The organism is Candidatus Ozemobacteraceae bacterium (assembly GCA_035373905.1).
GTDB lineage: Bacteria > Muiribacteriota > Ozemobacteria > Ozemobacterales > Ozemobacteraceae > MWAR01.
The window spans coordinates 39,215-64,703 of record DAOSOK010000019.1; the positions used below are offsets into that span (position 1 = coordinate 39,215).

Below are 25,489 nucleotides of genomic sequence, written 5' to 3' on the forward strand. Positions count from 1 at the left end.
AGTTAGATATATAATTTAGGACATGATGGCTTTCAGCGATTCCTGACGGTCGTTATACCGCTCGAAGGCGAAGTCGATCAGCCTGGTGACGAGGTCGCCGTAGGAGATGCCGGTCGCCTCCCAGAGTTTGGGATACATGCTGATGCTCGTGAAGCCCGGGATGGTGTTGACCTCGTTCAGGACGAGTTCTCCGGTGTCGCGGTCGAGGAAAAAGTCGACGCGGGCCATTCCCGCGCAGTCGAGGGCCCGGTAAGCCCGGACCGCCATTTCCCTGATCTCGGCCGTCTTCGCATCGTCGATCGGGGCGGGGATCCTGAGCTCCGAGCGGTCGTCGACGTATTTCGCCTTGTAATCGTAAAATTCATTGCATGGAACGATCTCGCCGGGGATCGACGCGATCGGCTTGTCGTTGCCGAGCACCGAGACTTCGAGTTCGCGGCCGTTGATCGTGGCCTCGACGAGGATTTTCCGGTCGTATTTCGCGGCAAGGTCGAAGGCGGCGGAAAGCTCGCCCCTGTCGTGCGCCTTGGAGACGCCCACCGAGGAGCCCGAGTTCACGGGTTTGACGAAGCAGGGATACGCGAGATGCGCCTCGAGATCGGCGATCACCTGGTCGGGGGTTTCGCGCCAGTCGCGGCGCAGATACTCCCTGAACGGCGCGATTTTCAGGCCGGCATCGCGGAACAGGCGCTTGGCGGCCGTCTTGTCCATGCCGACCGCCGAGGCCATGACGCCGCACCCGACGTACGGCAGATCGGCCATCTCGAGCAGCCCCTGCAGGGTGCCGTCCTCACCGTAGGTGCCGTGCATGATCGGGAACACCACGTCGAGTTTCACCTGCTGATGGGCGTTCTGCCTGTCGAGCAGGATCATTCCCTGGTGAGACGGATCGCCGATCAGGGCGGTTTTCCCGGCAGCCTCGGCCGGCGCGACGTCGAGCTTCTTCTGCTCCTGCGGCGCGGGCAGGAACTTCTTGGGGTCGGCCCCGACCACCCAGGTCCCCTGCTTTGACACGCCGATCGGAATGACCTCGTATTTGCTGGAATCGAGCGCCTTCATGATCGACTGCGCCGAGACAAGCGAAACCTCATGCTCGCCGGAACGGCCGCCGAAAACGACGCCGACGCGGATCCTGCCGGATGTGCCCATGAAAACAACCTCCTTGCCGCAAACGTTTTTCACAACGTGTATCGGCAGAAAAGCCCCGCGGCCTGAGGAAGCGTTCGCTTCAGGCCGGTTCCCGTATGTTGCAAGGATCCGCAACCGTCTCCGGTACCGGCACCACCGGCTTCTCGTCGTCCGCCGGGGACGGCGGCACGCCGAACCTCGAAAACGTCAGCGTGAAGGTGCTTCCCTCGCCCAGTTTGCTCGCGACCTCGACGGTGCCGCCCATCATCGTCACAAGGTTCTTGACGAGATACAACCCGACGCCGGAACCGCCGTAGCGGCGCCTGATCGTGCCGTCGACCTGTCTGAATCGGTCGAAGATGTATCTCAGATCCTCTTCGGCCATGCCGACCCCGTAATCGACGACCTCGAGAATGAGTTCGTCGTCTTTCGCCGTAGCCACCAGGCGGACGAGGCCGCCCTTTTTGGAGAACTTGACGGCATTGCTCAAAAGGTTGATCAGAACCTGCTTCAGACGGTCGCCATCGATGAGAATCGGGAACAGGTCTCCCTGGATCTTCACCTCGATCCGCACATCCCTGCTGACGGAGAACCCTTCCATGTGCTCGGTCACCTCTTTGAGCAGAGGCGCAATATCGGTCTTCACCGGTTCGATGCGCATCCTCCCCGTGTCGATCGCCTCCATGTCGAGCAGGTCGTTGATGAGCCGAAGCAGGTGCTGAGCGGTTTTTTTGATCTGGGCCGCCCCCGTCATCACGTCCTCTTTGCGGTCGTAATGCTGAAGGATGAGGTCGGGCCAGGCGAGAATCGAGGTGAGCGGGGTACGCAGCTCATGTGACATGTTGCTCAGGAACTCGCTCTTCAGTCGTTCGGACAACTGGGCTTTTTGGGTTTGTATTTCGAGCAGCCTGGTGCGTTCGATGACTTTCTTTTCCAGCGTCAGGTTCAAAATGCGAAGCTCGTTCTGCCGCTCGTTGATCGCCTGAACCATCTCGTTGAAGGTATGGGCCAGGAACTCGATTTCCTGGGCGGCCTCGATCGAAAGAGGAGGAGCGGAGTAGTTCTGCTGAGAGAGCTTCTCGGCAAGATGCTTCAGGGTCTCGATCGGATACGTGATCATCCGGCTGAAACGGCGGGCCACGTAGGCGATCAGCAGGAGGGTCAACAGAACGACCGCCGCGATGACTAAGGTGGTTGAACAACAACTGGGAGTTGATCTGCTTCAGCGAGAATCCCATGTACAGGGTGCCGAGGAACCGCTGGTTGAAGCTCAACCGGTGCCGCAGGTGCAGGATGTTGCCGTCGTCGAAGGACTCGATGGGAACCGCCGAGAACCCGGCCTTCCAGGAGGCGATCGGAGCCTGTTCCGGGTGGAATGCCGCCATCACGACGCCGTTCCGGTCGGCCACGTGAACGTATGCAACCTCCCCGCGCCGCGTCAGGCCGTTCACGACTTCGTTCAGCGCCTGCAGATCCTCGAACTCGACGCCGGGCGCCATGTTGTAGGCGGCCAGATCGACCAGTTCTTCGGCTTTCTGCTGGAAGTTCTTCCGGATGATCGAGTGTTCGCGGACGATCGTGAACGCCCCGAGAATGAGGATGCCGGGAACGAAGGCGGCCAGCAGGAGAATGCGCAACTGGGCATGCAGCGGCGCCCTGTACAGCCATTTCATCGACGTCATCGGATGACCCGGCAGTGCTTCAGGAAGTTCGCATGGAAGTCGGCGCCCACGGTGCGCGCCGTATTCAGGTTGAGGTGGATGACCGGCCTTTCGCCCTCCAGCGTCATGACGACCACGATGCCCGAGTTCAACAACAGCGGGTTGCTGCCGAAGGTGACCACCTGGTGCTCCTTCGCATATCTGCCGACGATCTCGCCGTCTTTCCGCCAGTCGCCGACCAGAACGAGCATTCCGGGAGTCCTTCCGGTCTCCGACAGGACGCCGTTTTTCAGCAACATCTTGATCGGCGCGAGCGGCCGACCGAAAATGGTTTTGCCCGCCAGCGCCTCTTCAACCTGTTTGAACGAACGATCGCACTCGCTCGAGTCGTCATTGCGCATCACGATGCCGACTTCGTAGGGGGTCGAAGCCGTGCTGTCGAACGAGCGGTCGTACGTCACGATCTTGAGAAAGATCTGGATCTGCAGGGGAATCGGGATTTCAGCGGCAGGCGACTCTCGGCTTGCCGCGACGAGGCTGCCGCAGACGAGGAGCTGCATCAGGACGATCCATCCTGCTGCCAGGATGCTGCGCGGTCCGATTCGGTTTTTCCTGCAGTTACTGCCCATACATCCTTAAAACGATCGTATGAAGTCGAACCTGACCAGCGTTCCGGGGGCCCAGGCCTCGAGCATCTCCTGGTAGGAGCTGCGGCCGATGTTCCAGGCCGAGAACTTGATGTGTTCTTTCGAAGAGATGCGGTGCAGGAGGGAGGCTCCCGTCACCGAGTAGCTCGACACGTTCCGCGTTCCGACGCCGGGAACGTCGCGTTTGTTGGTGTCGATGGTATCGCCGACCCAGTGCGTTTCGAGCTGCATGCTCGTTTTGTCGTCGAAGGCATGCCAGAACCCGATCCCGCCCTTCTTCTCGGCGTCGTACTGGAGCTCGCGACCCTGATTGTCTTCCGAGCGGAGCCACATGCCGCTCAGGAACAACCGGTTTCTGGGCGAGAAGTGCTTGCGAAGCTCGAACTCGATCCCGTGAATGTCGGCGCTGTCGCCGGGCTGCTGCGGATGGAACTTCCCGAAGATGCCGTATCGGGCATACGCTGGATCGGCGATGAGCGGATCGAAGTTTTCCCAGATGATGTTCTTGTGGACCATGTTGAACCCGGTCAGACGGGCATAGAGTTCCCTGGGGAACATGTAATCGAGCGAGAGTTCCAGCGTGCGGATTTTTTCGGGTTCCATGTTCTGAGTGCCGCGGCCGCTCGGCTGGTCGATGTACGACTGCCAGTTCGAGGGCTCCTTGAACGCGCTGCCGTATCCGAATCTCGCGTGGCCTTTTGAATCGTCGAAGCTATACATCAGCGACAGGTGCGGGCTGAACACATCCTCGTAATCGGTGTGCGTGTCGTATCGTCCGCCGACGGTCAGCCGCCAGGGAGTGGAAAGCGTGATTTCGTCCTGGAAAAACAAATTGATGTTGTCCTTCGTGAACGACCTGCGCTCCGGAATAAAATCGTCCCCTTTATACGTTTCGGACCGAAGCCCGGTGCCGAACGAGAGCTGGTGACGCCTGCGGATCGCCATGTCGCGCTGAAGGTTGATGTACCATCTATACGAATCGATATTATAATTCAGGTCGGGCACGTCGGCAAAGTTATAGAAATTTTCGTCATACCCGTGCCAGCTCACAACCATCGTGTCGCGTGCGCCATTCCGGCGTTCGGCCGAGGTGTGCCAGTCGATCCACTCCTCGCCGCGCTTCCAGGTATACAGCCGGTACACGCCGAAATCGGCGCCGTCGTATTCCTGGTCGACGCGGCGCATGCCGACGTTTATTCTATTGTTTCCGAATTTATATTTGCCGTACAAATATCCCCAGGCGCGGTCGCTGTGGGCGTCTTCGCCGGGCCGGTTCCGGTCGCGGATGATGCCGGGGCCTTCCGTCGTGTTCATGTGGAGGTCCCAGAGCCAGGAGGTGGCCTTCGTGCGGCCGGCCACGGCCAGTTGGGAACGGGCCGTCTGGAACGTTTCCCAGCCCGCCTGGAATTTCCCCGTCAGATCGCCCTTGAGGTAATCCTCGGGATCGCGGGTGATGATATGCACGACGCCGAGAAACGCGTTCGCGCCGTAGAGGGCCGACCCCGGCCCGGAAAGCACCTCGATGCGCTTGATGTTGGAAAGGGGAAGCGTGATGTCGGTCCAGATACCGCCGTCACGAACGTCGTTGACCGGCACGCCGTCGACCATCCAGAGAATGCGCTCGTTGATGACGGACGCGCCGACCATGCCGCGGATCGACGTGTTCGTGAACTGCGAGAGCCAGGTTTTCGTCTGAAAACCGGGAATGCGCCGGAGAAGGTCGGAAAGCGTCATCGCGGGCGAGTTGAGGATTTCCTCTTCGGTGATGACGTACATCGTCGCCGGCGAGGCATCCATCGCCGCCTCGCGCCTCGTCGCCGTCACGACCGCCTGGCAGAGGAGGTCATCGAGCGATACGTCCGAAATGTCCTTGAATTCCTTCACCGCCGGACCCGCCCAGGCGGCTGCGACGCAGAGCACCCACACGGAGAGCAGGAACGCCCACCGCCTCCGAACGCAAGCATTGACCGCATGTTGTTTTCGAGTTTGCATCAGGAGTCTCCCAAAATGTTCGCCAATGTTTTCTCTTCTCTTTGTTTTGGCGTGTCTTTGTTCCCGACAGTGCCGGGATACATACTGCAATGATCGAATATCCGGAAGGATAGACAAAATTCTCCATCCTGTCCAGTCATTCTCTTGACACCACTCCCATCACGGCTTAGGGTATGCGTTTCAGGATGACCAGCAAACCTTCACGAATCCCCGCCGGCAAGCCGGAACAAAACGGTTCCGGCCCATTGCCGCCTCCTCCGGGATCGTCCGCAGGACGTCTTCACATGACGGCCGAGACGGGAATCCTCGTCGCCCTCGCGCTCGCCCTCGGCCAGTTCAGGCTGTTCGAACTCCCCGCAGGCGGCTCGCTTTCTCTGGGAAGCCTTCCGCTTCTCCTGCTGGCCGCGCGGCAGGGCTGGCGGCGGGGCGTTTCGGCCGGCTTTCTCGCCGGCCTGCTCATCACGCTTCGCCGGCCGACCATCGTTCATCCGGTTCAGTATCTGCTCGATTACCCGCTCGCCCATGCGGTTCTCGGCCTGGCCGGTCTCTGGCGATGGACGCATCCCGGAAAAGCGGCAGCGGCGGTGACATTTGCAAGCAGTCTGAGACTGCTCTGCCATGTCACCGCCGGCGCTGTGTTCTTCGCCTCACCCGGAATCTCTTCCGGCTCGGCGATCGCGACGTCGGTCTTCTACAACCTCGGCCACATGCTTCCGGAAACCGCCGTCAACGCCGCGCTCGCGGCGTGGCTGGCTTCCGGGCACCCCCGGCTGGTCGGAAACCCGCCGGCCGGCGTCAGAGATTGATCGTCCGACGCCGAAAACGCATCAGAAGACCGGGGTCACCTTGTCGCTGCCGAGACACTTGGTGCAGACGTATCCGCGCACCAGCTTGCCGCGAAGCATGACGCGCTTGCGCTGAAGGTTGACGCTCCAGCGCCGCTTCGTGCGCCGATGCGAGTGGCTGAGCTGATAGCTGACCTGGGGGCCGCGTTCACAAACCAGACAATACCGAGACATTTGTGTCACCTCCGAACAAAGGTCGAGTGGTTCTGTATACTACCAGAATTTCACCGACGATGCAACGACATTGTACACCATCATCGTTTTTCATCTCCTTTCATTCGCTGCGGTCCGGTGCCCGGTCTGTGTGTGAATTTGCCTGCCAATCCCCAGATGGCGCTGCTGAAATCCTCTTTCCCAGCGATTGTCCTAAGATGGAGACGCCCGCCTTCCGATAGTTCTACAAAAGGCTTTCATCGGAGGTCGGTTCATGTCACTTCTGCAGAACAGGCGATACGCTCTCTTCCTTGTCGCCGTCATTCTTCTCGCCGCCGCCCTGGGCGGCTGTACGAACGCGAACTCCATCGCCGGCATCGACACGACGGAAACGACCACCACCGCGCTCACAGACACATCCTCGACTCCAACGTCGGCGAACCTCTCCCCCATCCTGCACCTGACCTCCTCGAACGCGATGGTGGGCGTCGAAGGGGAAGTGACGCTGACGGCGGATGCCATCGATCCCGACGGAGATCCGGTCCAGCTCAACTGGACGGCATCAGGCGGCGTGATCATCAGGAACGTTTCGAATATGGCCGTCTGGAAAGCCCCCTCCACCACGGGATGCTTCGAAATCTCCTGTCTCGCTTCCGACGGGAAGGGCGGTGCAACGTCGTCGAAACTGAACGTCTCCGTCGTTGGCGGCCGTGTCTACCGTGTGACGGTTCAGGTGAACAGAGCGTCGCTTCTCGTCAACCAAGCGGGATCGACGGTCGACGGCGAATGGCTTCCGCTCGCCCAGGCCAAGGTGACGATTCCGTCGCTCAACCTCGTCGGAATAACCGATGCGGAAGGAAAAGCGGAGATCGCGCTCGACGGCGGAACCTCCGTGGCCAGTTCAGCCGAAATACACATCGCGTATCTCGACTGGAACCTCCGATACGTGTCGCAGTTCCCCGCCAACGGCAGTTCGATCAACGACACCGTGCAGTTTCACCCGGGATATGAAGAAGCATCGATTGCGGTCGGGCGCGGCGATTCGTTTGCCTCGCGCCGCGGCAGCGTCGAACTCGTCGTGCTTGGCGACGTCGCCGGCGAAGCTCTTCCGCTGAACGAAGTGCTGGTCAACGCCGGTTCGAGCCAGCTCTCGACGAGCAACGGCAGGGCGTTTCTGACCGTCGACGCCGCCCAGGGAGAGACGACGATCTCGGTCTCGAAGAGCGGCTACACCGAGCGGAGAGACCTGGTGCTGCCCGTGGTGCTCGACGGGCTGACGCTGGTTCGGATCAAGCTGCAAAGCCAGAACGCAATTCCGATCACGGATCCGATCATTTCCTGGGCCCGGCCGTATAACGGTCAGAAGGAACTGCCCGTCACAACCGCGTTCGAGGTCGGCTTCGGGCAGGCTATGGACAAAGCGTCGATCTTCGACGAGTTCGAGATGATCGTCGAGGTCGAGGGTGGAATCACGGCCGCGATCACGGGTGCGGCGGTGCCGTCGTATTTCACGACCGAATGGTCGGGCGACACCGTGCTTCGATTCCGACCGAAGACCGCCTTGGCAGCGCAGAAGCGATACAAGGTGATGCTGTCGAAGTGGGCTGCGCGCACGGCGGACGGCAGGGTGCTCCGCAGCTACGGCGGCGTCTTCGCGACGTTCACGACGGCCGCCGACCCGGCTCCCGTCATCGTCTCGACCTCGCCGCGGAACGGCGACACCGGTATATCCCGTATCGGCCCGTTCCTGGTGAAGTTCAGCCGGCCGATGGATCGCTCGAGCCTGACGCGCGGGCTGAAGCTCGATATCACCGACGAGACGGCGAAGGCCAGCGTTTCCATCAGCGGTGCGGCTCTCGAATCCGAATTCAAAATCACCTGGTCGGAAGACGACACCCTGCTGTCGCTCGTTCCCGTCAGGACGCTGAGAGCACGATCTCCCTATCTCGTCCGGATCACGAGCGCGGACCTCCGGTCGAAATCAGGGCTCGCCGTCGCCGGTCTGTCGCAGCTCTGGGTGCGCTTCACGACGGGTAACTGAGGGCTCCGGGGGTCAGATGCCGGTCCGGAACACGAGGGTCGGAATCGTATCGAGCAGGATCATCAGATCGAGCGAGATCGACATGTTCTCGATATAGTAGAGATCGTATTCTATATGCGTATGTATAGGAAGATTCGCCGTTCGGGCGTAGACCTGCCATAGTCCCGTGATGCCGGGACGGACCTTGAGCCGCTTCGCTTCGAGCGGAGTGTATTCCCTGACGATGAACGGCATTTCGGGCCGCGGCCCGACGAGGCTCATGTCGCCGGCCAGCACGTTCCAGAGCTGCGGGAGCTCGTCGAGACCGGAAGAACGGAGGATCGCGCCGATCCGGGTGATCCGCGGGTCGGCCCGGTCCGTCGGCGTCGGAGCGTAGGCGTCGGCGTCGGCGAACATCGTCCGAAACTTGTAGATCGTGAACTCGCGGCCGTCGCGCCCCACCCGCGTCTGCCGGAACAGGATCGGTCCCGGCGAGTCGAGCTTGATCAGCAGGGAAAAGGTGAGCCCGAGCGGGGCGAGAACGACCAGGAACGTCGCCGACACAAGCACGTCGATCGCCCGCTTGGCCGCGAGAACGAGCGTGCGCGACGCGGGAGAGGACACGCTCAGCATCACGGCGCCGTCGAAGAAGCCGCCCGCGATCTGGCGCAGATACAGGTTGCCGAATGACGGCACCAGGTGCAGGAGGATGGCCGGGTTGCGCGACCGCTCGCGGAGCTCCCAGAGCTGTTCGTAGGCGATGCGGTCCCCGAAGATGAACACCTCGTCGATATGCTCGGAGGCGATCACCTCTGGCAACGGCACGCCGGCCCCTGCCGCGATGATGTCGGCACCGAGAGAAGGGTGCTCCCGGAGGCGTTTCTCGAACAGATCGAGCGCCGCTCCCGATCCGGCAAGGATGACCCGCCGGCGGCCCCAGCCGCGCACATGGAGGGTTTCCCGGAGTCTGTGGGCGACCTGTCTGCCGATGCCGCCAACGCAGACGAACGTCAGCCACCAGAAGAAGAGCACGAGTCGCGAGTAGTCGTAGGCATGGTACAGGAACGTGCCCGCCATGAGGAGCAGGAACAGGATGATCGAGGTCTTGAAGTGCAGAAGCAGTTCATCGAGCCTGAACAGCAGGAGTTTCCGCTCGTAGCCCCCCCGCCAGAGGAGCAGAAGGTGCCAGATCAGAACGGCTGCGCCGACGAGAAACGCATACTGACGGGGATTTCGCAGATACGGCTCGACGTGGAACAGGAATTCGGAGGTGCGGAGCAGATAGGCGATCGCCGCCGAAAGACAGATCGTTATCGTGTCAGCTATAAAATTCAGCGCCGACATCGATCAACGGCCGTCGTCCAGGGCACAGAAAAGCCGATACCAGAGGAACCCGACCGCGAGAGAAACAAGCGTGGCGACAGCCGTATAACGCCATCCCGGTCCTTCCCCGAACGCCAGCCTGACGTCCGGCGGGCTTACCGGCTGAGCTCCCGCAGAATCCGGGGATTGGGCGGAAGAGGCTCCGGCGCCGGCGGAACGCCCTGTCTCACGTGTTCCCATCGGTCTCGCGAGGCGCACGTCGGGCACGGTGGCCGGGGCAGCCGGTTCCGCCGGGCCGACGTCCGGGCCGACGTCCGGGCCGCCCGGCGGGGATTGAACGCCCTGGGTCGCCCGTTCGGGATCGCCAACCCGCGGGGAGCCGATCGCCGGGACCGTCGACACGGTCGTGATCGGTGGCGCGGGCGGTGACGGCGGGCGGGCATCGGACGACGGCGCAAGAAGGGGTTCCCCGGGCTTGATCGGGGGATGTCCCTCGGCCTGAAACTCGATCAGGTCGGCGAGTTCCTCGCAGAAGTCTTCGAGAGAATCGCGCTGCTCGCGGGGAAACGAGACGCGGGTGATGTTCTGCGGGGCCGAACGGGGCGTGAACGTGAGCGTATACCCGCGTTTGCTTTGAAAATACAGGATCGAATCGATATCGCGCCGCATCAGAAGGGCGACGACGGCTCCCTTCCCGAACTCCCGGGTATGAAAATACACCGTCCGGTCGGTGAGCACCATCCACAGTTCCCCCATGCGACCGACCACCCCCGAGGCGGAGGAAATGGCCTTCCGGACGGTCTCGCCTTCGGAAAGATACAGTTGCAGGTCTCGCAGAACGGATTCGGGAAGCTGCGGCGTCGTTTCCATGCCGCCATGCTAGCGCAATCGGGGAATAACGGCAAGCCACGCGCGACCATGATATAATCGCTGGCCATGAACGACTCACCTCTTCCGCCAGAAAACCGGGGGGGCTCCCCCGGTCGCGACTCCGTCTGGGAACAGCGGTTCTGGCTCGTTCTCATTTTTTTCTGGCTCGCCAGGCTCGCCATGGCCCTCGTTCTCGATCTCACCCCCGATGAGGCCTACTACTGGGAACTCGCGCGCCGCCCCGACTGGTCGTATTTCGACCATCCGCCTCTCGTCGCCTGGATGATTGCCCTCGCGCGCCTGCCGTTCGGCGACACCCCTCTCGCCGTCCGCCTGCCGGCCCTGCTGAGCATGCCCGTCATCTGCCGGGCCCTCTACCTCATCGGCCGCGACGGCCTCGGAAGCGCGCGGACAGGCTTTTTCGCCGCCCTGATCCCGAACCTGACCCCTGCGGGCTTCACGCTCGGCCTCGTCACGACGCCCGACGTTCCCCTCGCCCTCTTCTGGAGCCTAGGAACCGTGGCCTTCCTCCGGATTCTGGGGAACGACGCCGCGCAGAACTGGGTGTTTCTCGGCGTCTGCCTCGCGTTCGGCGCCCTCGGAAAATACAACATGATATTTTTCGTGCCGGCCGTCGCGATCGTCATTCTCTGGTATTCCGAGTGGCGCAATCGCGTGCTGACCGGCCGCTTCTGGGCGATGGTGGGGCTCGCCGCCCTCGGCACGCTTCCGATCCTCTATTGGAACAGCCAGAACGAATGGGCGTCGTTCAGGTTCCAGTTCGCGCACGGGTTCCGGCCGAGTTCCCGCGGCGTCCTCGCCAATATCGGGGAGTTTCTGGGCGGCCAGCTCGGCACGATCGGGCCGGTGCTGTTCCCCCTGTTCTGGTGGATCGGCGGGAAGGCCGTTCTCGACGGCGTTCGGCGCAGAGAGCCGGCGCGGCTGTTTCTCGGCATTCTCGCGCTTCCGATGATGCTGTTTTTCGTCAAGCGCGGCCTCGCCTCGAAGGTCGAGGCGAACTGGCCGCAGATCGCATATCTGAGCCTCATGCCCCTGACGGCCGAGTGGCTTCTCGCCGCCGAGGGGAAGCTCCGTTCGCGGCTCGGCTGGGTTCTCGGACCATCCGCCCTGCTCACGCTGCTGGTCGTCGTCCAGGCGATGACCCTGGTTCTGCCTCTCCCTCCACGCGCCGACGTCTCCACCCGCCTGCACGGCTGGGAGCAGATGGGAAAAGCTGTCCGCGGGCTCGACGAGCAATTCGGGCGCGCAGCGCTCTTCGTGGGCCAGGGCGGTCCCCTGACCGCGCTGGTCGCCTTCTACGGCCGTATTCCCCCGGAGCGGGTGGCCGAGATTCACGGGCAGGGCCACTGGCAGTTCTGGTGGAAAAACAGACAACCCGCGTCCGGATCGAACGTGGTGTATGTGAGCACCGACGAGCCCGGTTCCGAAGCCCCCCTGTTCGGAGCGGCCTGCGAAACGGTGCTCGCCTCCGAAACTCTTCCGATCCGCTCGCGAGGTCGTCTCGTCCGCACCCTCGTCTTCACCCCGATGGCGGGATATCGCGGCGGCGTGCGTTTCGAGTTTCCCAAGGGATATGAAAAATACTGAACGGAATACGATGATGAACGCCTTTCATACCGATTTCGACTGTCGACATTTTCGCGGGGACAAGCCGTGCGCCTTCTGCGGAGGCCGCCGCTGCGGGCCGCTCACGGGCGGAAACGCCGACTGCGGCAGATACGAGCCGCTGACGCACCGCACGCTGATCGTCAAGCTCGGCGCGCTCGGCGACGTCGTGCGCACGACGACGCTCCTGCCGGCCCTCCACCGGAAACATCCCGGCACGGCGGTGACCTGGCTGACCCAGCCCGGCGCGGTGCCGCTCGTCCAGAACGACCTGGTCTGGAAGACCCTGCCCTGGAACTTCGAGACGGCGCTCTGGGCCGAAGCCGTGAACTGGGACCTGGTCATCTGCCTGGACAAGGAGGAAGGACCGACCGCGCTCGCCACGCGCGTTCCCGCCACGATCCGCCACGGCTATGGGCGAAACGCGAACGGCCTTCTGGCGCCGCTCTCGAGCGCGAGCGAGCACCTGTTCCTGCTCGGCATCGACGACGAGGAGAAGTTCCGCCGCAACACCCTCACGTATCCCCGGCTGATCGCCGACGCCTGCGAACTCGACTGGGGGCCCAACCCCTACGTTCTGCCTCTCACCGATGCCGAGCGAGACTGGGCCGATGGCGCCGCGGAACTGTTCGGCGACAAGCTCGCGGTCGGCCTGCATCTCGGTTCAGGAGAAGGATTCGCCGGAAAGTGCTGGCCGATCGACCGGTATGCGGCTCTGGCGCGCCGGCTTCTCGACGCGGGCGCCGTGCCGGTCTTCCTCGGCGGTCGCCGGGAAGCCGCGATCTACGAGGAAGCCCGCACGATCGCCCCGGCCGGCTCGGTGTTTCCCGGCTGCGAGTTCAGCCTTCGGGAATTCGCCGCGCTTACCTCGAGATTGCGCGTCATGGTGTCCGGAGACTCGCTCGCGATGCACATCGCCATCGGCACGGGCGTTTACTCGGTCGCGCTGTTCGGCTCGACGACCGAGCGGGAGATCGAATACTACGGTCGCGGCGAGTCGATCGTCGGACGGGTTCCCTGCGCGCCCTGCTTCAGGCGCCGCTGCCCGACCCACGAGGAGTGCATGAGGGAGATCTCCGTCGACGCGGTGTTCGAAGCCGTGCAACGGGGCCTGAACGCGAAAGGACGAACAGCATGAGCATCGGGGCATTGCGCGGCCGCAGACTTCTGGTCCTGCTTCCCACCTACAACGAAGCCGGGAACCTTCCCCGGCTGATCGACGAACTGCTCGCGCTCGACCCGGCCGTCGACGTGCTCGTCATGGACGACCAGTCGCCTGACGGCACGGGAAAGATGGCGCAGGAGCTGGCCGCGAAGAATCCCCGAATTCATGCGGTTCTGCGCCCCCCGCCGCGCGGCCGCGGCCTCGCCGGGCGGGATGGCTTCACCTGGTTTCAGCGGCACCCCGAGTATGACATCCTCGTCGAGATGGACGCGGACTTGTCGCACCAGCCGAGATTCATTCCGTCGATGGTGGCGGCACTCGACCACGCCGATGCCGTGACCGGCTCGCGGTTCATCCCGGGCGGCAGCGAAACCGGCCGCACGCTGGGGCGACAGATCACGTCGCTGCTGGCGAACTCGTATCTCCGGTTCGTTTTCCGGACCCGCGTGCGCGACTGCACCTCGGGTTTCAGAGCCTTCACGCAGCGCGCGTTCGCGGGTATAGATTTTACTCGCTATAGATCGGTCGGACCCACAATCGTCACCGAACTGCTGTATGACCTTCAGCGCAGGGGCCGGCGGATCGCCGAGGTGCCGATCCGGTTCGAGGACCGGGTCTGGGGCGAGTCGAAACTCTCGCCGGCGATCCTGGCGCGGAGCCTCTGGTTCCCGCTGGTGCTGAGGTTCGGGCGGCTGCTCGGCCCCCGCGTCAATCCTCGCCCATCTCGTGACTGATCAGCCTGCGGAGCTTGGTGAACAGCAGATACAGCATGAAGAGTAGGCCGAGCTGCATGACGAACAGCGCCATGAACAGCAGGCGGTTCACGAACCGTTCCGTCGTCACGATCGTCAGGAGCATTCCGAGGGCGTCGGCGGTCGGCAACGCCTTCAACGTGGCGTTGTTCAGCATTTCGGAGTAGGACTGGGCCGCCATGATGAAGCTGCCGAACACGAGCACGATGGCAACGACGACGAAAAGGAAGCTGACGATGCGCAGGCGGCGCTCGAGTCGCTCGGAATGGTTCACGTGAAGGCTCCTTGTCCGGTGAGATCAGGTGCGGGTATTATAAACCATGTCCCGGGCATGTCAAACAATGCGTTGAATTCATGCAGGAGGATCCCATGGGAAAAGTCTACGTTTTCATGGCTCACGGCTTCGAGGAGATGGAACTGACGATCACGGTTGACATGCTGCGACGCGCGGAGTTCGACGTTCAGACCGTCTCGCTCGCAGACGACACCGCGCCTGTCACAGGCTCGCGTGGCATCGCGATGGTCCCCGACATTTCGTTCAAACAGATCCAAGAAGGCCTGGCCGACTGGCTGGTTCTGCCGGGCGGACTCGAGGGAACGAAGCGGCTGGCGGAGGACGAGCGCGTGCTCGCCCTGATCAGGCGGCACGTGGACGGCGGAAAACGGGTCGCCGCCATCTGCGCGGCCCCGACCGTTCTGGTCAGGGCCGGCGTCGCCGGCGGCTGGCGCATGACGTCTCATCCCGGCGTCCGGGAAAAGATGGAGGGCGTCGAGTATCTCGAGGACCGCGTCGTGTCGGACGGCCCCTTCATCACCTCGCGGGCGGCGGGCACCACCTTCGACTTCGCGGCGGCGATCATCGCCGCGGAGAAGGGGCGCCCCGCCTTCGACCGCGTGAACGCGGGCGTTCTCGCCGCGGTCTGACCCGCCGGAACGGGGCCGTTCGCCCCGACCGGGTCAGTGCGCGGCTGCGGGAACGTTGTCCTCGAGCTTGAACTGGGGGTTGATGACCAGCTTGAAGAACTTGGCGTTGAGCCGGTCTCCGAGATAGTTGTTCAGGTCCTCCGAACTCTTCACCAGGAGCTCCCATTGCGGCACCTTGATCTGCTTGCCGCAGAGGGTGCAGCTCATGACCCCTTTGAGTTCCTCGATCGACTTGTGGCTGACGTTGAGGATGTTTCGGCAGAGGCCGCATTCGATCGTGAAGTAGAAGGGCAGTTTATCGATTCGTTCGAGCATGTTTCGTTCTCCTTGTCGCGTATTATATACTATATATTAGGCATATTTTTATATCAATATCCAAGATCCGCGTCGACGAGATGGATCGAGATCGGCGTAAGGCGCGGCCGGCGTTCGAGGACGACGGTCGCGTTGCACATGCGCTGAGGCGAGGAGCACCCGTCGGGAGCCGGGCAGGGCCGGTCGTGAGCGCAGGGAGTCTGAACCCCGATCCGGCGTGCGTTTTTCGGACACGCCTCCTGCTTGATCCGGCGAATGGCAGCAGGAACGTCGGGCACGACTTTGTTCCGGCCGGCGACGATCACGACCTTGCCGGGGCCGAAGATCTGGCCTGCGACGCGGTTTCCGACCCCGTCAATGTTGACGAGCTTTCCGTCCAGGGTGACGGCGTTCGTCCCCGTCAGCAGGACGTCGGCCGTCAGGCCGGCCCTCCGGACGCGCGCCCGGGCCTCGTCGTCGAATGTCGGCTCATACGGATCGTTGATCGTGTTCCCTCGGGCCGCCAGCTTCTCGAACAACTCCAGCTGGGCGCAGGTGACGGAACCGCATCGGTTCACCACGGCGTTTGCGGGGATTTCGGCCAGTACGGCGTCGGCAGCGGCGCCGGATGTCGAATGAACGGCGACTTCGAATCCGTGTTCCCGAAGTTTGTCCGCGAGGATGTCGAGCGAGGTCCCCTTCATATATGCTCCTTTATAACATCTTCCGCCGAAACGCATCGCGCTTTTTTTGGACGCCGGCGTCCTGCAAACAGTTCTATTATCCCGCAATCGAGAAATACGTCAATACCCTGAATTTCTCCTTGTGATACTATACTGTCCGGCATCCCCACACTCGCATTTCCACAACGGAGCAGCAGCGTGAAAAGCTATCGCAAGGAACTCTGGTTCGACATCAAGGGCCGTCGCGCCTTCGTGAATATCACCCCCCAGGTCGAAGCCTGCCTGCGGGAAAGCGGCATCAAAGAAGGCCTGTGCCTCGTGAACGCCATGCATATCACGGCAAGCGTCTTCATCAACGACGACGAGAGCGGCCTGCACCAGGATTTCGAGACATGGCTCGAGAAGCTCGCGCCGGAAAAGCCGTATTCCCAGTATCACCACAACGGCGCAGAGGACAACGGCGATGCGCATCTGAAGCGCACGATCATGGGCCGCGAGATCGTCGCCGCCGTCACGGCGGGCAAACTCGACTTCGGCCCCTGGGAACAGATCTTCTACGGCGAATTCGACGGCAATCGGCGCAAGCGGGTGCTGGTCAAGATTATCGGAGAATGACGTATGGCTGACCAGGCTTCTTCCGGCAGGGGCAAGCTCGTTCTCTGGCATTCGCTCGATCTCCCGGAACTCCTTTCCCACCTGAAGACCGATCCGGCGACCGGCCTGACGGCTGAAGACGCGACGAAGCGCCGGGACTGCGTGGGCTTCAACCTCCTGAGTCCCCCGCCGCGGACACCCGCCTGGAGGCGCTTTCTCGGTCAGTTCGAGAACCCGCTCGTCATCATCCTGCTCGTCGCCGCCGTCGCCAGCGCGTTTGCCGGCCGCGGCACCGACGCCGCCGTCATTCTCGCCGTGACGATCGTCAACGCGATCATCGGCTTCGTTCAGGAAATGAAGGCCCAGGGCGCCATCGATGCCCTCGCCCGGATGGTGAAAACCGAGGCGACCGTGCTCAGAGGCCCCGATCGTCACGAGCGGATCGACGCTTCGTTACTGGTTCCCGGCGATGTCGTGCTTCTCGCGACCGGCGACCGCGTTCCGGCCGACCTGCGCTTCCTCGAGACGAAGAGTCTCCGCATCAACGAGTCGGCCCTCACCGGCGAAAGTCTCCCGGTCGATAAATCGGTCGGGCGGGCGGAAACCGACGCATCTCTCGGCGACAGGCGCGGCATGGGCTTCAGCGGCTCGCTCGTCACCGCCGGCTCGGGCCGCGGCGTCGTCGTCGCGACCGGCGACGCGACCGAACTCGGCCTGATCAACGCCCTCATCAACCAGTCGGAAGAACTCGCCACTCCGCTCATGGAGCGCCTCGAGGTCTTCTCCCGCGCCTTCGGCATCTGGGTCGTGGGCTTCGGCGTCGCCATCTTCGCCCTCGGCGTTTGGCGCGGCGGCGACGCGACCGAGATGTTCATGGCCGCGGTCAGCGCCGCCGTCGGAGCAATTCCCGAAGGACTTCCGGCGGTCATGACGATCGTCCTCGCGATCGGCGTGAAGAACATGGCCGCGCGCCAGGCCATCATTCGCAAACTTCCGGCGGTCGAGACGCTCGGCAGCGTCACGGTGATCTGCTCGGACAAGACCGGCACCCTGACCGCCAACGAGATGACGGTCCAGCGCATGATCACACCAAGCGGCAGCTTCAGCGCGGACGGCGTCGGTTTCAACCCGGCTCTGGGGAAGGTCTACGGCCCGGACGGTTCCGAAACGAACGGAGACGTCCATCTCGAGCGGCTTCTCAAGGCCGGCGTCCTGTGCAACGACTCTCAGCTCGTGTACAAGGCGCACGGCGTCGAAGTCGACGGCGACCCGACCGAAGGTGCCCTCCTGACGGCGGCCCTCAAGGCCGGCGCCAGAGTCGACGAGTGGCGCAAGACGCATCCACGCCTCGACGTGCTTCCCTTCGATTCGGCCTCGCAGCTCATGGCCAGCCTGAACCGGAATCCCGACGGCTCGTCCACCCTCTGGGTCAAAGGTTCCGCCGAGCGGCTGTTCCCGCGCTGCACGACCGTCGAACTCGGGGGAAAAACCGTCCCGTTTTCCCAGGAGCCCTTCCTGGCCCAGATCGACGAGCTCGCGCGGCAGGGGATGCGCATTCTCACCCTCGCCTGCGCGAACATCGACGGAACCGCCATTCCCGCCGAGCTTCCGCCGCTCACCTTCCTGGGGCTGAGCGCGATGATCGACCCGCCCCGGCCCGAAGTGCGCACGTCGCTCGAGCTGTGCGGCCGCGCCGGGATCCAGGTCAAGATGATCACAGGCGACCACCCGGCGACCGCGACTGCGATCGGACGGGACCTCGGTATCGGCAAAGCAGAGATTCCCTGCGTGAACGGCCGTGAGATCGGCGCCGCCTCGATGCCGGAACTCATCGAGCGCGCCGAGCATGCCTCGATCTTCGCCCGCGTCGCGCCCGAGCACAAGTTCAGGCTGGTCGAGGCGCTCCAAAGCAAGGGCCATATCGTGGCCATGACCGGCGACGGCGTGAACGACGCGCCGGCCCTCAAACGCGCCGAGATCGGCGTCGCGATGGGCAAGTCCGGGACCGAGGTCGCCAAGGAGGCTTCGGACATGCTGCTGGTCGACGACAACTTCGCGACGCTGGTGCGGGCCGTCGAAGAAGGCAGAAACGTCTTCAACAACCTGATCAAGAGTATGGTCTACATCCTGCCGACGAACACCGGCCAGGGGCTTGTTATACTTGCTGCTATTTTATTTGGCCTCAGGCTGCCGATCACGCCGGTCCAGGTCCTCTGGGTGAACCTTCTCACGGCGTTCCTCTCGCTGCCGCTCGCGTTCGAGGCGATGGAGAAGGGCCTCATGGATCGACCGCCCAGGCCGGCCGAACGGCCCCTGCTCGACTGGCAACTCGTTCTGCGCATCGTGCTGGTATCGCTGCTGATGACCTTCGTAAGCTTCGCCATCTTCTGGTATGAGCGCCAGGTCATGGGCGCCGACCTCGAGACAGCCCGGACGGCTGTCGTGGCCACGATGATCGGGGTCGAACTGTTCTTCCTGTTCCCGTCGAGGGGCCTGTATTCCCCCATGCCGAACGTCTCGCCGACGCTCAACCCCGTTCTCTGGCCGTGCCTTCTCGCCACGATCGGCCTCCAGGCGGCGTTCACCTACGTTCCCGTCATGCAGAGAATCATGGGAAGCCGTCCGATCGATCTCGAGGCGTGGCTGGTCATTCTCGCCGCAGCGGCGATCGTCATTCCGATGACGGAAGTCATCAAGCGCCAGTTCCCGCCGGCAACCCACAAGGGATGAACCAGCCCCGACTTGCATCCGGCGCTCGCCGTCCGTAGACTGTATTCCGTACACCCGCTTCGACAGGAGAAACGAACATGAGTGCCAACGCCGGAACATCCAAGGTCTATACGATCGGCCTTCGCGCGAAAGGTCCCGCTGACAGTCACGATGCGAAGATCGCCAAGCTCGCCCGCGCGATCGGAATGGACTCGTTCGACTGGAAAAACAAGCTCGTCGCCGTCAAGGCGCATTTCGGCGAGCGCGGCAACTCGGCGTTCGTGAGGCCCCATTACCTGCGTCCGCTGACGGAAATGGTCAAGGCCGGCGGCGGCAAGCCGTTCCTCGCCGAGACGACCACCCTCTACACCGGAAGCCGCAGCAACGCGCCCGATCACATCATGACGGCCCTCCAGCACGGGTTCGGCACGGAAGTCACCGGCGCCCCCGTCATCATCTGCGACGGCATCACCGGCCGCGATCACCACATGGTCAAAATCGACGGGAAGCACTGCAAGGAAGTCTCGGTCGCAAGCGGCATTCACGAGGCCGATGCGCTCGTCGTGATCTCGCATTTCAAAGGCCATGAGGTGACGGGGTTCGGCGGCGCCATCAAGAATCTGGGCATGGGCTGTTGCTCCCGCGCGGCCAAGCTGGTGATGCATACGGCCATCAGGCCAAGCGTTCTCACGGACGTCTGTGTGAAGTGCAAACGATGTTTTTCCTGGTGTTCCGCGGGCGCGATCGGTCAGCCGACCCCGGACGGGCCCGTGGTCATCGACCAGCAGAAATGCCGGGGCTGCGGCGAGTGCCTCATGGCCTGCCTCGTCGGCGCCATCCGCATCAACTGGAGCTCGGACACGGGCTCCGTCACCGAGAAAATGGCGGAACACGCGCTCGGTGTCCTTGCCCCCAAACGCGACTCCGCCTTCTTCATCAATATACTGATGAATATTGTTCCCCTCTGCGACTGTTACGGATTCAGCGACGCCCCGATCGTGCCGGACATCGGGTTCGCCGCATCGACGGACCCGCTTGCTCTCGACGCCTGTTGTCTCGACCTCGTGAACGCGGTGGCCGGCCTTCAAAACACCGCTCTTCCTTCAGGGCATGAGCCCGGCAAGCCGAAGTTCGCCTGCATCCACGACGAGATCGACAACGACGCCCAGCTGAAGCATTCGGCCGAGATCGGCCTCGGGAACCTAGCCTATGAGCGCATCAGCCTCGACTGACCATGCGATGAACGTCGATCCGGAGCTCTCCGGGAAAAACGCCGTCGTCGCCGAACCCTCGCAGCCCCCTGCCGATACCTCGGCCGGCGGTGCTACGGAAGACAAGGGGCTGACGCCGCTTCTCCAGCAGTATGTCGACCTGAAGGCGGAGAATCCGAACGCGCTCCTGCTGTTTCGGTGCGGCGACTTCTACGAAACTTTCTTCGAGGACGCCGTCGTCGCCGCCCGAGAGCTTCAGATCACGCTCACCGCGCGCGGCAAGTCGGGCGGCAACCCGGTCCCGCTGGCTGGCGTTCCGTATCACAGCGCGATGACCTATATCGCGCGGCTGGTTCAGAAAGGGTTCACCGTCGCCATCTGCGAGCAGATGGAGGATCCGAAACTCGCGAAGGGCCTCGTCAAGCGCGAGATCGTGCGCATCATCACCCCCGGCACTATCAGCGACCCGCAACTGCTCGAGGAGAAGTCGAACAATTGGCTGATGGCATTCGGAAAACGCGGCGACCGGTTCTGCCTCGCCGGAGCCGAACTCTCAACCGGCGAAGTGATCGTGACGGGCGGGGACGTCGCCGAAATGGCGAAGATCCGGGAGGAACTGACTCGTCTGGCCCCTCGGGAGATCCTCGTCCTGGGCGGTGAGACCGGCGAACAGGAAGCCCCCGCCGCCGCTCCCGCGAGCGCGGAACCCATGCCCTGGAAGGGGCTCCCGATCGAGGTTCTTTCCAGAAAAATGGGCGAGCAGCCGGCGCTCGAGGCGATGACCCGGTTGTATCCGTCCGAGCCGCGTCCCCGTTTCCTGGCGATGCCCGGCATCGAACTGCGCACGCTGGGCCTGCTGGCCGATTACCTGCTCGACACGCAGAAATGCACGCTTTCGCATCTGCGCTTTCCCGCGCCCTACCGGCTCGGCGACGGGATGGTCCTCGACGAATCGACGCTGCGAAATCTCGAACTGATGCCCGACGGCCGGGACCGCAGCCCCGGCGGCACCCTGTTCGAGGTCCTCAACCGCACCCGCACCTCGATGGGCGCGCGGCTGCTCAAGCGGTGGCTGCTCAAGCCGCTGCTGCAGCTGGAGCCGATCCGCGAGCGGCAGGACCGCATCGCGGCGCTGGTCGAGGACGGCATGCTTCTGGCGACCCTGCGCGAGCAGCTTCGCGATATCCCCGATCTCGAGCGCCTTCTCTCGAAGATCATCCTCGGAAGCCGCAACCCGCGCGACGTGCAGGCTCTTTGCCGGGGCATCGAGGCTCTTCCGGCGCTCCATGAGCGGATTTCCGCCTCGTCGATTTCGGCTCTCGCTCCCGAACTCGAGCCGATCCCCGACCTCGCACGGCTTCTCAAAACGAGTCTTCTCGAGAATCTGCCCATGTCGCTGGCCGACGGCGGCGTCATCGCCGACGGCGTCGATCCGGCCCTCGACGAACTCCGCCGCCTCCGCCGCGACGGCGACAGCTGGCTGACCGAGTACGAGGAGCGGGAAAAAAATCAGACCGGCATCAAAACGCTGAAAGTCCGCAAGAACAGCGTGTTCGGGTATTTCATCGAGATCTCGAAAGGTCTCACCGACAAGGCGCCGGCCCACTACGTCCGGAAGCAGACGCTAACAAATGGTGAGCGTTATATAACGGCGGAATTAAAGGATTACGAGACGAAGGTTTTCAGCGCCGTCGAAAAATCCGTCGCCATCGAAAAAGACCTGTTCGAGAAACTCGTCGCCGCCGTGCGCGAGCACATCGCATCGATCCAGCGAGCGGCGGCGGGAATCGCGCACGTCGACACGCTCTGCTCGCTCGCGCAACTCGCCCGGGAACGCGGTTACGTCAGGCCGACTCTCGTCGAGGAGCCCATTCTGCGGATCCGCGAGGGCCGCCACCCCGTCGTCGAGGCGTTTCTCGGCGCCGGCGAGTTCCATCCGAACGACTCGACATTCGATGCCACGCGACGCCAGGCGGTCATCACCGGTCCCAACATGGCAGGCAAATCGACGTATCTGCGCCAGAACGCTCTGATCGTACTGCTCGCCCAGATCGGCTCGTTCGTTCCGGCCCGCGAAGCCGAGATTGGTCTCGTGGACCGCATCTTCACCCGCGTCGGCGCTTCCGACAACCTGATCCGAGGCCAGTCCACGTTCATGGTCGAGATGATGGAGGCGGCATCGATCCTGCGTCACGCGACGCCGAAGAGTCTGCTGATCCTGGACGAGATCGGGCGCGGCACCTCGACCTTCGATGGCCTGTCGCTGGCCTGGTCGATCCTCGAGTATATCCAGCGGCAGCTGGGCGCCCGGACGCTGTTCGCGACGCACTATCACGAACTGACCGACCTGCAGCCCATCCTCGACGGGGTCTTCAACCTGAACGTCGGCGTGTTGCACGACGAGAAGACGGGCGACATGGTGTTCCTGCACCAGATTCACGAGGGGCCTTCCAGCAAGTCCTACGGCATCGAGGTCGCAAGGCTGGCCGGCGTTCCCTCGCCCGTCATCGACCGGGCCCGCGAGATCCTGTTCGAGCTCGAAAAGACCGAGGAGGACGAGGTCGGCCGCATGACCAGGGCCGTCCGGACGGTGAAAGCCCCCAAACCCCAGCAACTCTCCCTGTTCACGCCGTCGAACGAGCTCGCCGAAACGATCCAGGCGATCAATATCGAGAACACCACGCCGCTCGAGGCGCTGAATCTGCTCGCGCGGCTCAAGAAGCTGGCCAATGGCTGACCCCTTCTGGGAACCGATTTTCGCCCGGCTGATCGACGATCGGGAGGTCATCGCCGACATCATCCGCGACACTCCCGACCCTGTCCTGATCGGTCTTGCGCGGAAAAACCCGGCTCTCTGGCGCGTCTGCAACGCACTCGTCAAGGGAAAGACGATCGCCGGCCGCGAGCGGTTCCAAGCCGTGCTGGAAGAGTTCGCCGGCCGCGAGCAGGTTCTGCGCAAGGTTCTCTTCTACGAATGGGTCAACGCAAACCCGCGCACGCTGGAGTTCCCGACCATTCCGATCACCGGAGAAACCCTTTCCAGGCTCGAGTCTGGCGAGTTCGGCACCCCGCTGAAAATCGCGATCCTCGCCCGCATCGATCCGCGCGGAAGCGCGAAGCCAGTGATCGATAAATATCTTTCGACATACAATAAGTCGCCCGCCGCCCCAGGCCCCCAGGCAGGGAACGACATCCCCCCGGCGGACAAAGAGTCCGATGCGGCCCTGCTCGAGCTTCGGAACGAGGCGAAAGCCCTCCGCAGGAGCCTGAAGGAAGCGGAAGAACGCGAAGCCTCACTCCATGCGAAGCTCAGTGAAAAAGGCGAGCGGGCCGCGACGCTCGAAAAGTTGCTTGCCGGCGAACAGACGAAGTCAGCGAGCCTTGAAGTCCGCCTCGAAGCCCTGGCCGACGAACTCGCGAAGCAAATCGAGGCAGTTCCTCGCGAAGATTCGGCTCCCCCGGCAACGGCGACCGTTTCAGACCTCCTGGAACGCATCGCCAGCCTCGAAGCGAGATGCAGGGAACTCGAGGCCGCCCTCGCCCGCCGCACGGCTTCCACCGAACGCCTCGAGAGCGAACTCGACGAGAAACGCCGGTCCCACACGGACTCCGAAGCCCTCTCCCGACAGATCGAGCGCCTCCGCGAAGAACGGGGCAGGTATCTCAAACTGATGGAGACCCATGGCCGCGCTCTCCCCGCCAGGTTGATACTGACCAGCCCATCTCCGGGAGGCTCCCCGGAAGACAAAGTCTGGATCGCCGAAGCTCCTGGACTCGGCCGCGTCCTTTTTCCCGAATCCCTCCTGCGCCCGGCGTCCTGCGTCGAGGGGGAATGGGTCATGCTCGAGCGCGACGAAAACGGCACCGTGTTTCAGGCCCGGCCGCTCGAGGACGAGTGGAAGCGCGAAGTGATCGGCGTCCTGCGCAGTGACGATTTCGGCTGGTCACTCCACGTCGAGGAGCGGTCTGAAATCCTTCCGCTTCCGCACCCGTTTCCGGGCTTCGCGGCCGGAGATGTCGTCAGCGCCGTTATCCTCCCCGAGTTCGCCGACCGCAAGGCGGTCGCCGTCCCGGTGAGGCGACTTCCAGCCCCGTCGGCGCCCGCTGCGGGAACAGCGAGCGAGCTCAAGGCGGGCTTCGTCACGATTCAGCGCAGACTCGGCCTTCTCGGGCTGGAAATCCCCGAATTCACCCGCTGGTTGAAGCAGCAGGATATTCCGTTCGTCCTGGAATCCGATGCAATACGGTTCGAACAGCCGTATTCCCCTCTGCTGGCAGCCCTGCGACCCCGTCTGCCGATGGTTCCCGTCTGCGAACGCGAGGCCTGCCGGGAGCGCATGTCCGCCTTTCCCTTCCCCCGACCGGCCCAGCCCGATGAAATCTGCCGTATCTGTCGCGAGGAAGCCGCCGCGGCCAAACCCGCGGAGGTCCCGCCCGCGACGTATGATTTCGGGGGGAGGCGCATACTGATCGTCGGGGGCGATGCCGTCGGCGTCGCCTATCGGGAAATGCTGGCGCATCACAATCTCGACGTGGAATGGATCAGCGGCTTCGTCGGCCTCGGCGGCGCCCGGCAGGGCATCGGCAACGTCGCCGCAATCGTCATCATTCTGAAGCAGGTTTCGCATACCATGCTCCGTGAGATAACGGCAGCGGCGCGGGACACGAAGATTCCGCTTCTGTATTCCCCCAGACGCGGAACGTCGGGCGTGCTCGCAACGCTTGCGGCCCATTTCCGCCTCCAGCCGCGACAGACATAACGTCCCCGGAAACCGCACGCTTTCCATCTCTCCGGGCCCTCCCGCGCTTGGGATTTTCTTCTCATGGAACGGGAGAAATGTGCCGAAACAGAGGATTGAGGTGTCGTCGATGAGAGAGGCTCTCAAGCTCTG

At 63.1% G+C, this 25,489-nt stretch carries 23 protein-coding genes; 13 read left to right on the forward strand and 10 right to left on the reverse strand.

The features are described 5' to 3' along the window. Window positions 1–15: 15 nt before the first annotated feature. The gene (locus PLU72_11010; protein ID HOT28709.1) at window positions 16–1,149 is read right to left on the reverse strand and encodes a D-alanine--D-alanine ligase family protein; all 1,134 of its coding nucleotides are present in this window, start codon (window positions 1,147–1,149) and stop codon (window positions 16–18) included. A 79-nt stretch (window positions 1,150–1,228) separates the two neighbouring features. Beyond that, window positions 1,229–2,293 (reverse strand): HAMP domain-containing sensor histidine kinase, encoded by a 1,065-nt coding sequence (locus PLU72_11015; protein HOT28710.1) that lies wholly within the window; start codon window positions 2,291–2,293, stop codon window positions 1,229–1,231. Between the two features lie 29 nt (window positions 2,294–2,322). On the opposite strand from PLU72_11015, the gene PLU72_11020 reads away from it, so the two are divergent. Together PLU72_11020 and PLU72_11025 are read left to right on the forward strand one after the other, a co-directional pair. Then, window positions 2,323–2,541, forward strand: a complete 219-nt coding sequence (locus PLU72_11020) for a hypothetical protein (protein HOT28711.1) — start codon at window positions 2,323–2,325, stop codon at window positions 2,539–2,541. Window positions 2,542–2,682: 141 nt separating this feature from the next. Beyond that, window positions 2,683–2,817 carry a hypothetical protein gene (locus PLU72_11025; protein ID HOT28712.1) on the forward strand — a complete coding sequence of 45 codons (135 nt, stop codon included), beginning with the start codon at window positions 2,683–2,685 and terminating at the stop codon, window positions 2,815–2,817. On the opposite strand, the gene PLU72_11030 is transcribed toward PLU72_11025, so the two are convergent. Next, window positions 2,807–3,418: a YfiR/HmsC family protein gene (locus tag PLU72_11030; protein HOT28713.1), complete on the reverse strand. Its 612-nt coding sequence runs from the start codon at window positions 3,416–3,418 to the stop codon at window positions 2,807–2,809. The two genes, PLU72_11025 and PLU72_11030, sit on opposite strands and share 11 nt — an antisense overlap. Before the next feature lie 6 nt (window positions 3,419–3,424). Then, window positions 3,425–5,428 carry a TonB-dependent receptor gene (locus PLU72_11035; protein ID HOT28714.1) on the reverse strand — a complete coding sequence of 668 codons (2,004 nt, stop codon included), beginning with the start codon at window positions 5,426–5,428 and terminating at the stop codon, window positions 3,425–3,427. A 284-nt stretch (window positions 5,429–5,712) separates the two neighbouring features. Here PLU72_11035 and PLU72_11040 point away from each other — a divergent pair, with 284 nt between their 5' ends. Then, the gene (locus PLU72_11040; GenBank protein HOT28715.1) at window positions 5,713–6,234 is read left to right on the forward strand and encodes an energy-coupled thiamine transporter ThiT; all 522 of its coding nucleotides are present in this window, start codon (window positions 5,713–5,715) and stop codon (window positions 6,232–6,234) included. A gap of 21 nt (window positions 6,235–6,255) precedes the next feature. On the opposite strand, the gene rpmB is transcribed toward PLU72_11040, so the two are convergent. Continuing rightward, complete coding sequence (gene rpmB, locus PLU72_11045) at window positions 6,256–6,447, reverse strand: 50S ribosomal protein L28 (GenBank protein ID HOT28716.1); 192 nt, start codon at window positions 6,445–6,447, stop codon at window positions 6,256–6,258. A gap of 253 nt (window positions 6,448–6,700) precedes the next feature. Between rpmB and PLU72_11050 the strand changes: the two genes are divergently transcribed. Continuing rightward, window positions 6,701–8,467 (forward strand): Ig-like domain-containing protein, encoded by a 1,767-nt coding sequence (locus PLU72_11050; GenBank protein HOT28717.1) that lies wholly within the window; start codon window positions 6,701–6,703, stop codon window positions 8,465–8,467. 12 nt (window positions 8,468–8,479) lie between these two features. On the opposite strand, the gene PLU72_11055 is transcribed toward PLU72_11050, so the two are convergent. Next, window positions 8,480–9,790, reverse strand: a complete 1,311-nt coding sequence (locus PLU72_11055; protein ID HOT28718.1) for a sugar transferase — start codon at window positions 9,788–9,790, stop codon at window positions 8,480–8,482. 3 nt (window positions 9,791–9,793) lie between these two features. Next, window positions 9,794–10,639 (reverse strand): hypothetical protein, encoded by an 846-nt coding sequence (locus PLU72_11060; protein ID HOT28719.1) that lies wholly within the window; start codon window positions 10,637–10,639, stop codon window positions 9,794–9,796. Window positions 10,640–10,705: 66 nt separating this feature from the next. Here PLU72_11060 and PLU72_11065 point away from each other — a divergent pair, with 66 nt between their 5' ends. From PLU72_11065 to PLU72_11075, 3 genes are read left to right on the forward strand one after another with little or no spacing between them, the layout of a single operon-like run. Next, window positions 10,706–12,247, forward strand: a complete 1,542-nt coding sequence (locus PLU72_11065; protein HOT28720.1) for a glycosyltransferase family 39 protein — start codon at window positions 10,706–10,708, stop codon at window positions 12,245–12,247. Between the two features lie 13 nt (window positions 12,248–12,260). After that, a complete protein-coding gene (locus tag PLU72_11070; protein HOT28721.1) occupies window positions 12,261–13,403 on the forward strand; it encodes a glycosyltransferase family 9 protein in 1,143 nt (380 codons plus the stop codon). Beyond that, window positions 13,400–14,164 carry a polyprenol monophosphomannose synthase gene (locus PLU72_11075; protein ID HOT28722.1) on the forward strand — a complete coding sequence of 255 codons (765 nt, stop codon included), beginning with the start codon at window positions 13,400–13,402 and terminating at the stop codon, window positions 14,162–14,164. Before PLU72_11070 ends, PLU72_11075 begins: the two co-directional genes overlap by 4 nt. On the opposite strand, the gene PLU72_11080 is transcribed toward PLU72_11075, so the two are convergent. Beyond that, complete coding sequence (locus PLU72_11080) at window positions 14,139–14,456, reverse strand: hypothetical protein (protein HOT28723.1); 318 nt, start codon at window positions 14,454–14,456, stop codon at window positions 14,139–14,141. The genes PLU72_11075 and PLU72_11080 overlap by 26 nt on opposite strands. 95 nt (window positions 14,457–14,551) lie before the next feature. Between PLU72_11080 and PLU72_11085 the strand changes: the two genes are divergently transcribed. Further along, window positions 14,552–15,106, forward strand: coding sequence for a DJ-1/PfpI family protein (locus tag PLU72_11085; protein HOT28724.1), 555 nt, complete (start codon window positions 14,552–14,554; stop codon window positions 15,104–15,106). Between the two features lie 33 nt (window positions 15,107–15,139). On the opposite strand, the gene PLU72_11090 is transcribed toward PLU72_11085, so the two are convergent. Both PLU72_11090 and PLU72_11095 read right to left on the reverse strand, forming a co-directional pair. Beyond that, the gene (locus tag PLU72_11090; protein HOT28725.1) at window positions 15,140–15,421 is read right to left on the reverse strand and encodes a hypothetical protein; all 282 of its coding nucleotides are present in this window, start codon (window positions 15,419–15,421) and stop codon (window positions 15,140–15,142) included. A 53-nt stretch (window positions 15,422–15,474) separates the two neighbouring features. Next, complete coding sequence (locus PLU72_11095; GenBank protein ID HOT28726.1) at window positions 15,475–16,104, reverse strand: lactate utilization protein; 630 nt, start codon at window positions 16,102–16,104, stop codon at window positions 15,475–15,477. Window positions 16,105–16,281: 177 nt separating this feature from the next. Here PLU72_11095 and PLU72_11100 point away from each other — a divergent pair, with 177 nt between their 5' ends. The 5 genes from PLU72_11100 to PLU72_11120 all read left to right on the forward strand — a co-directional run bounded on the left by PLU72_11100 (window position 16,282) and on the right by PLU72_11120 (window position 25,357). Further along, window positions 16,282–16,698 (forward strand): secondary thiamine-phosphate synthase enzyme YjbQ, encoded by a 417-nt coding sequence (locus PLU72_11100; protein ID HOT28727.1) that lies wholly within the window; start codon window positions 16,282–16,284, stop codon window positions 16,696–16,698. Between the two features lie 3 nt (window positions 16,699–16,701). Continuing rightward, on the forward strand, window positions 16,702–19,407 hold the full coding sequence (locus PLU72_11105; GenBank protein ID HOT28728.1) for an HAD-IC family P-type ATPase: 2,706 nt from the start codon (window positions 16,702–16,704) through the stop codon (window positions 19,405–19,407). Window positions 19,408–19,484: 77 nt separating this feature from the next. Then, a complete protein-coding gene (locus tag PLU72_11110) occupies window positions 19,485–20,618 on the forward strand; it encodes a DUF362 domain-containing protein (protein ID HOT28729.1) in 1,134 nt (377 codons plus the stop codon). Further along, a complete protein-coding gene (gene mutS / locus PLU72_11115) occupies window positions 20,596–23,334 on the forward strand; it encodes a DNA mismatch repair protein MutS (GenBank protein HOT28730.1) in 2,739 nt (912 codons plus the stop codon). The genes PLU72_11110 and mutS overlap by 23 nt, the downstream gene beginning before the upstream one ends. Beyond that, entirely contained in the window at window positions 23,327–25,357 is a 2,031-nt protein-coding gene (locus tag PLU72_11120; protein ID HOT28731.1) for a DUF2325 domain-containing protein, read from the forward strand. The genes mutS and PLU72_11120 overlap by 8 nt, the downstream gene beginning before the upstream one ends. Window positions 25,358–25,489: the final 132 nt, after the last annotated feature.

Coding starts and splice junctions, on each gene's coding strand:
- PLU72_11110 (HOT28729.1), top strand. CDS start 19,485: ATGAGTGCCAACGCCGGAACATCCAAGGTCTATACGATCGGCCTTCGC.
- PLU72_11065 (HOT28720.1), top strand. CDS start 10,706: ATGAACGACTCACCTCTTCCGCCAGAAAACCGGGGGGGCTCCCCCGGT.
- mutS (HOT28730.1), top strand. CDS start 20,596: ATGAGCGCATCAGCCTCGACTGACCATGCGATGAACGTCGATCCGGAG.
- PLU72_11030 (HOT28713.1), bottom strand. CDS start 3,418: ATGGGCAGTAACTGCAGGAAAAACCGAATCGGACCGCGCAGCATCCTG.
- PLU72_11010 (HOT28709.1), bottom strand. CDS start 1,149: ATGGGCACATCCGGCAGGATCCGCGTCGGCGTCGTTTTCGGCGGCCGT.
- PLU72_11070 (HOT28721.1), top strand. CDS start 12,261: ATGAACGCCTTTCATACCGATTTCGACTGTCGACATTTTCGCGGGGAC.
- PLU72_11050 (HOT28717.1), top strand. CDS start 6,701: ATGTCACTTCTGCAGAACAGGCGATACGCTCTCTTCCTTGTCGCCGTC.
- PLU72_11105 (HOT28728.1), top strand. CDS start 16,702: ATGGCTGACCAGGCTTCTTCCGGCAGGGGCAAGCTCGTTCTCTGGCAT.
- PLU72_11090 (HOT28725.1), bottom strand. CDS start 15,421: ATGCTCGAACGAATCGATAAACTGCCCTTCTACTTCACGATCGAATGC.
- PLU72_11035 (HOT28714.1), bottom strand. CDS start 5,428: ATGCAAACTCGAAAACAACATGCGGTCAATGCTTGCGTTCGGAGGCGG.
- PLU72_11025 (HOT28712.1), top strand. CDS start 2,683: ATGATCGAGTGTTCGCGGACGATCGTGAACGCCCCGAGAATGAGGATG.
- PLU72_11055 (HOT28718.1), bottom strand. CDS start 9,790: ATGTCGGCGCTGAATTTTATAGCTGACACGATAACGATCTGTCTTTCG.
- PLU72_11040 (HOT28715.1), top strand. CDS start 5,713: ATGACGGCCGAGACGGGAATCCTCGTCGCCCTCGCGCTCGCCCTCGGC.
- PLU72_11060 (HOT28719.1), bottom strand. CDS start 10,639: ATGGAAACGACGCCGCAGCTTCCCGAATCCGTTCTGCGAGACCTGCAA.
- PLU72_11095 (HOT28726.1), bottom strand. CDS start 16,104: ATGAAGGGGACCTCGCTCGACATCCTCGCGGACAAACTTCGGGAACAC.
- PLU72_11120 (HOT28731.1), top strand. CDS start 23,327: ATGGCTGACCCCTTCTGGGAACCGATTTTCGCCCGGCTGATCGACGAT.
- rpmB (HOT28716.1), bottom strand. CDS start 6,447: ATGTCTCGGTATTGTCTGGTTTGTGAACGCGGCCCCCAGGTCAGCTAT.
- PLU72_11085 (HOT28724.1), top strand. CDS start 14,552: ATGGGAAAAGTCTACGTTTTCATGGCTCACGGCTTCGAGGAGATGGAA.
- PLU72_11075 (HOT28722.1), top strand. CDS start 13,400: ATGAGCATCGGGGCATTGCGCGGCCGCAGACTTCTGGTCCTGCTTCCC.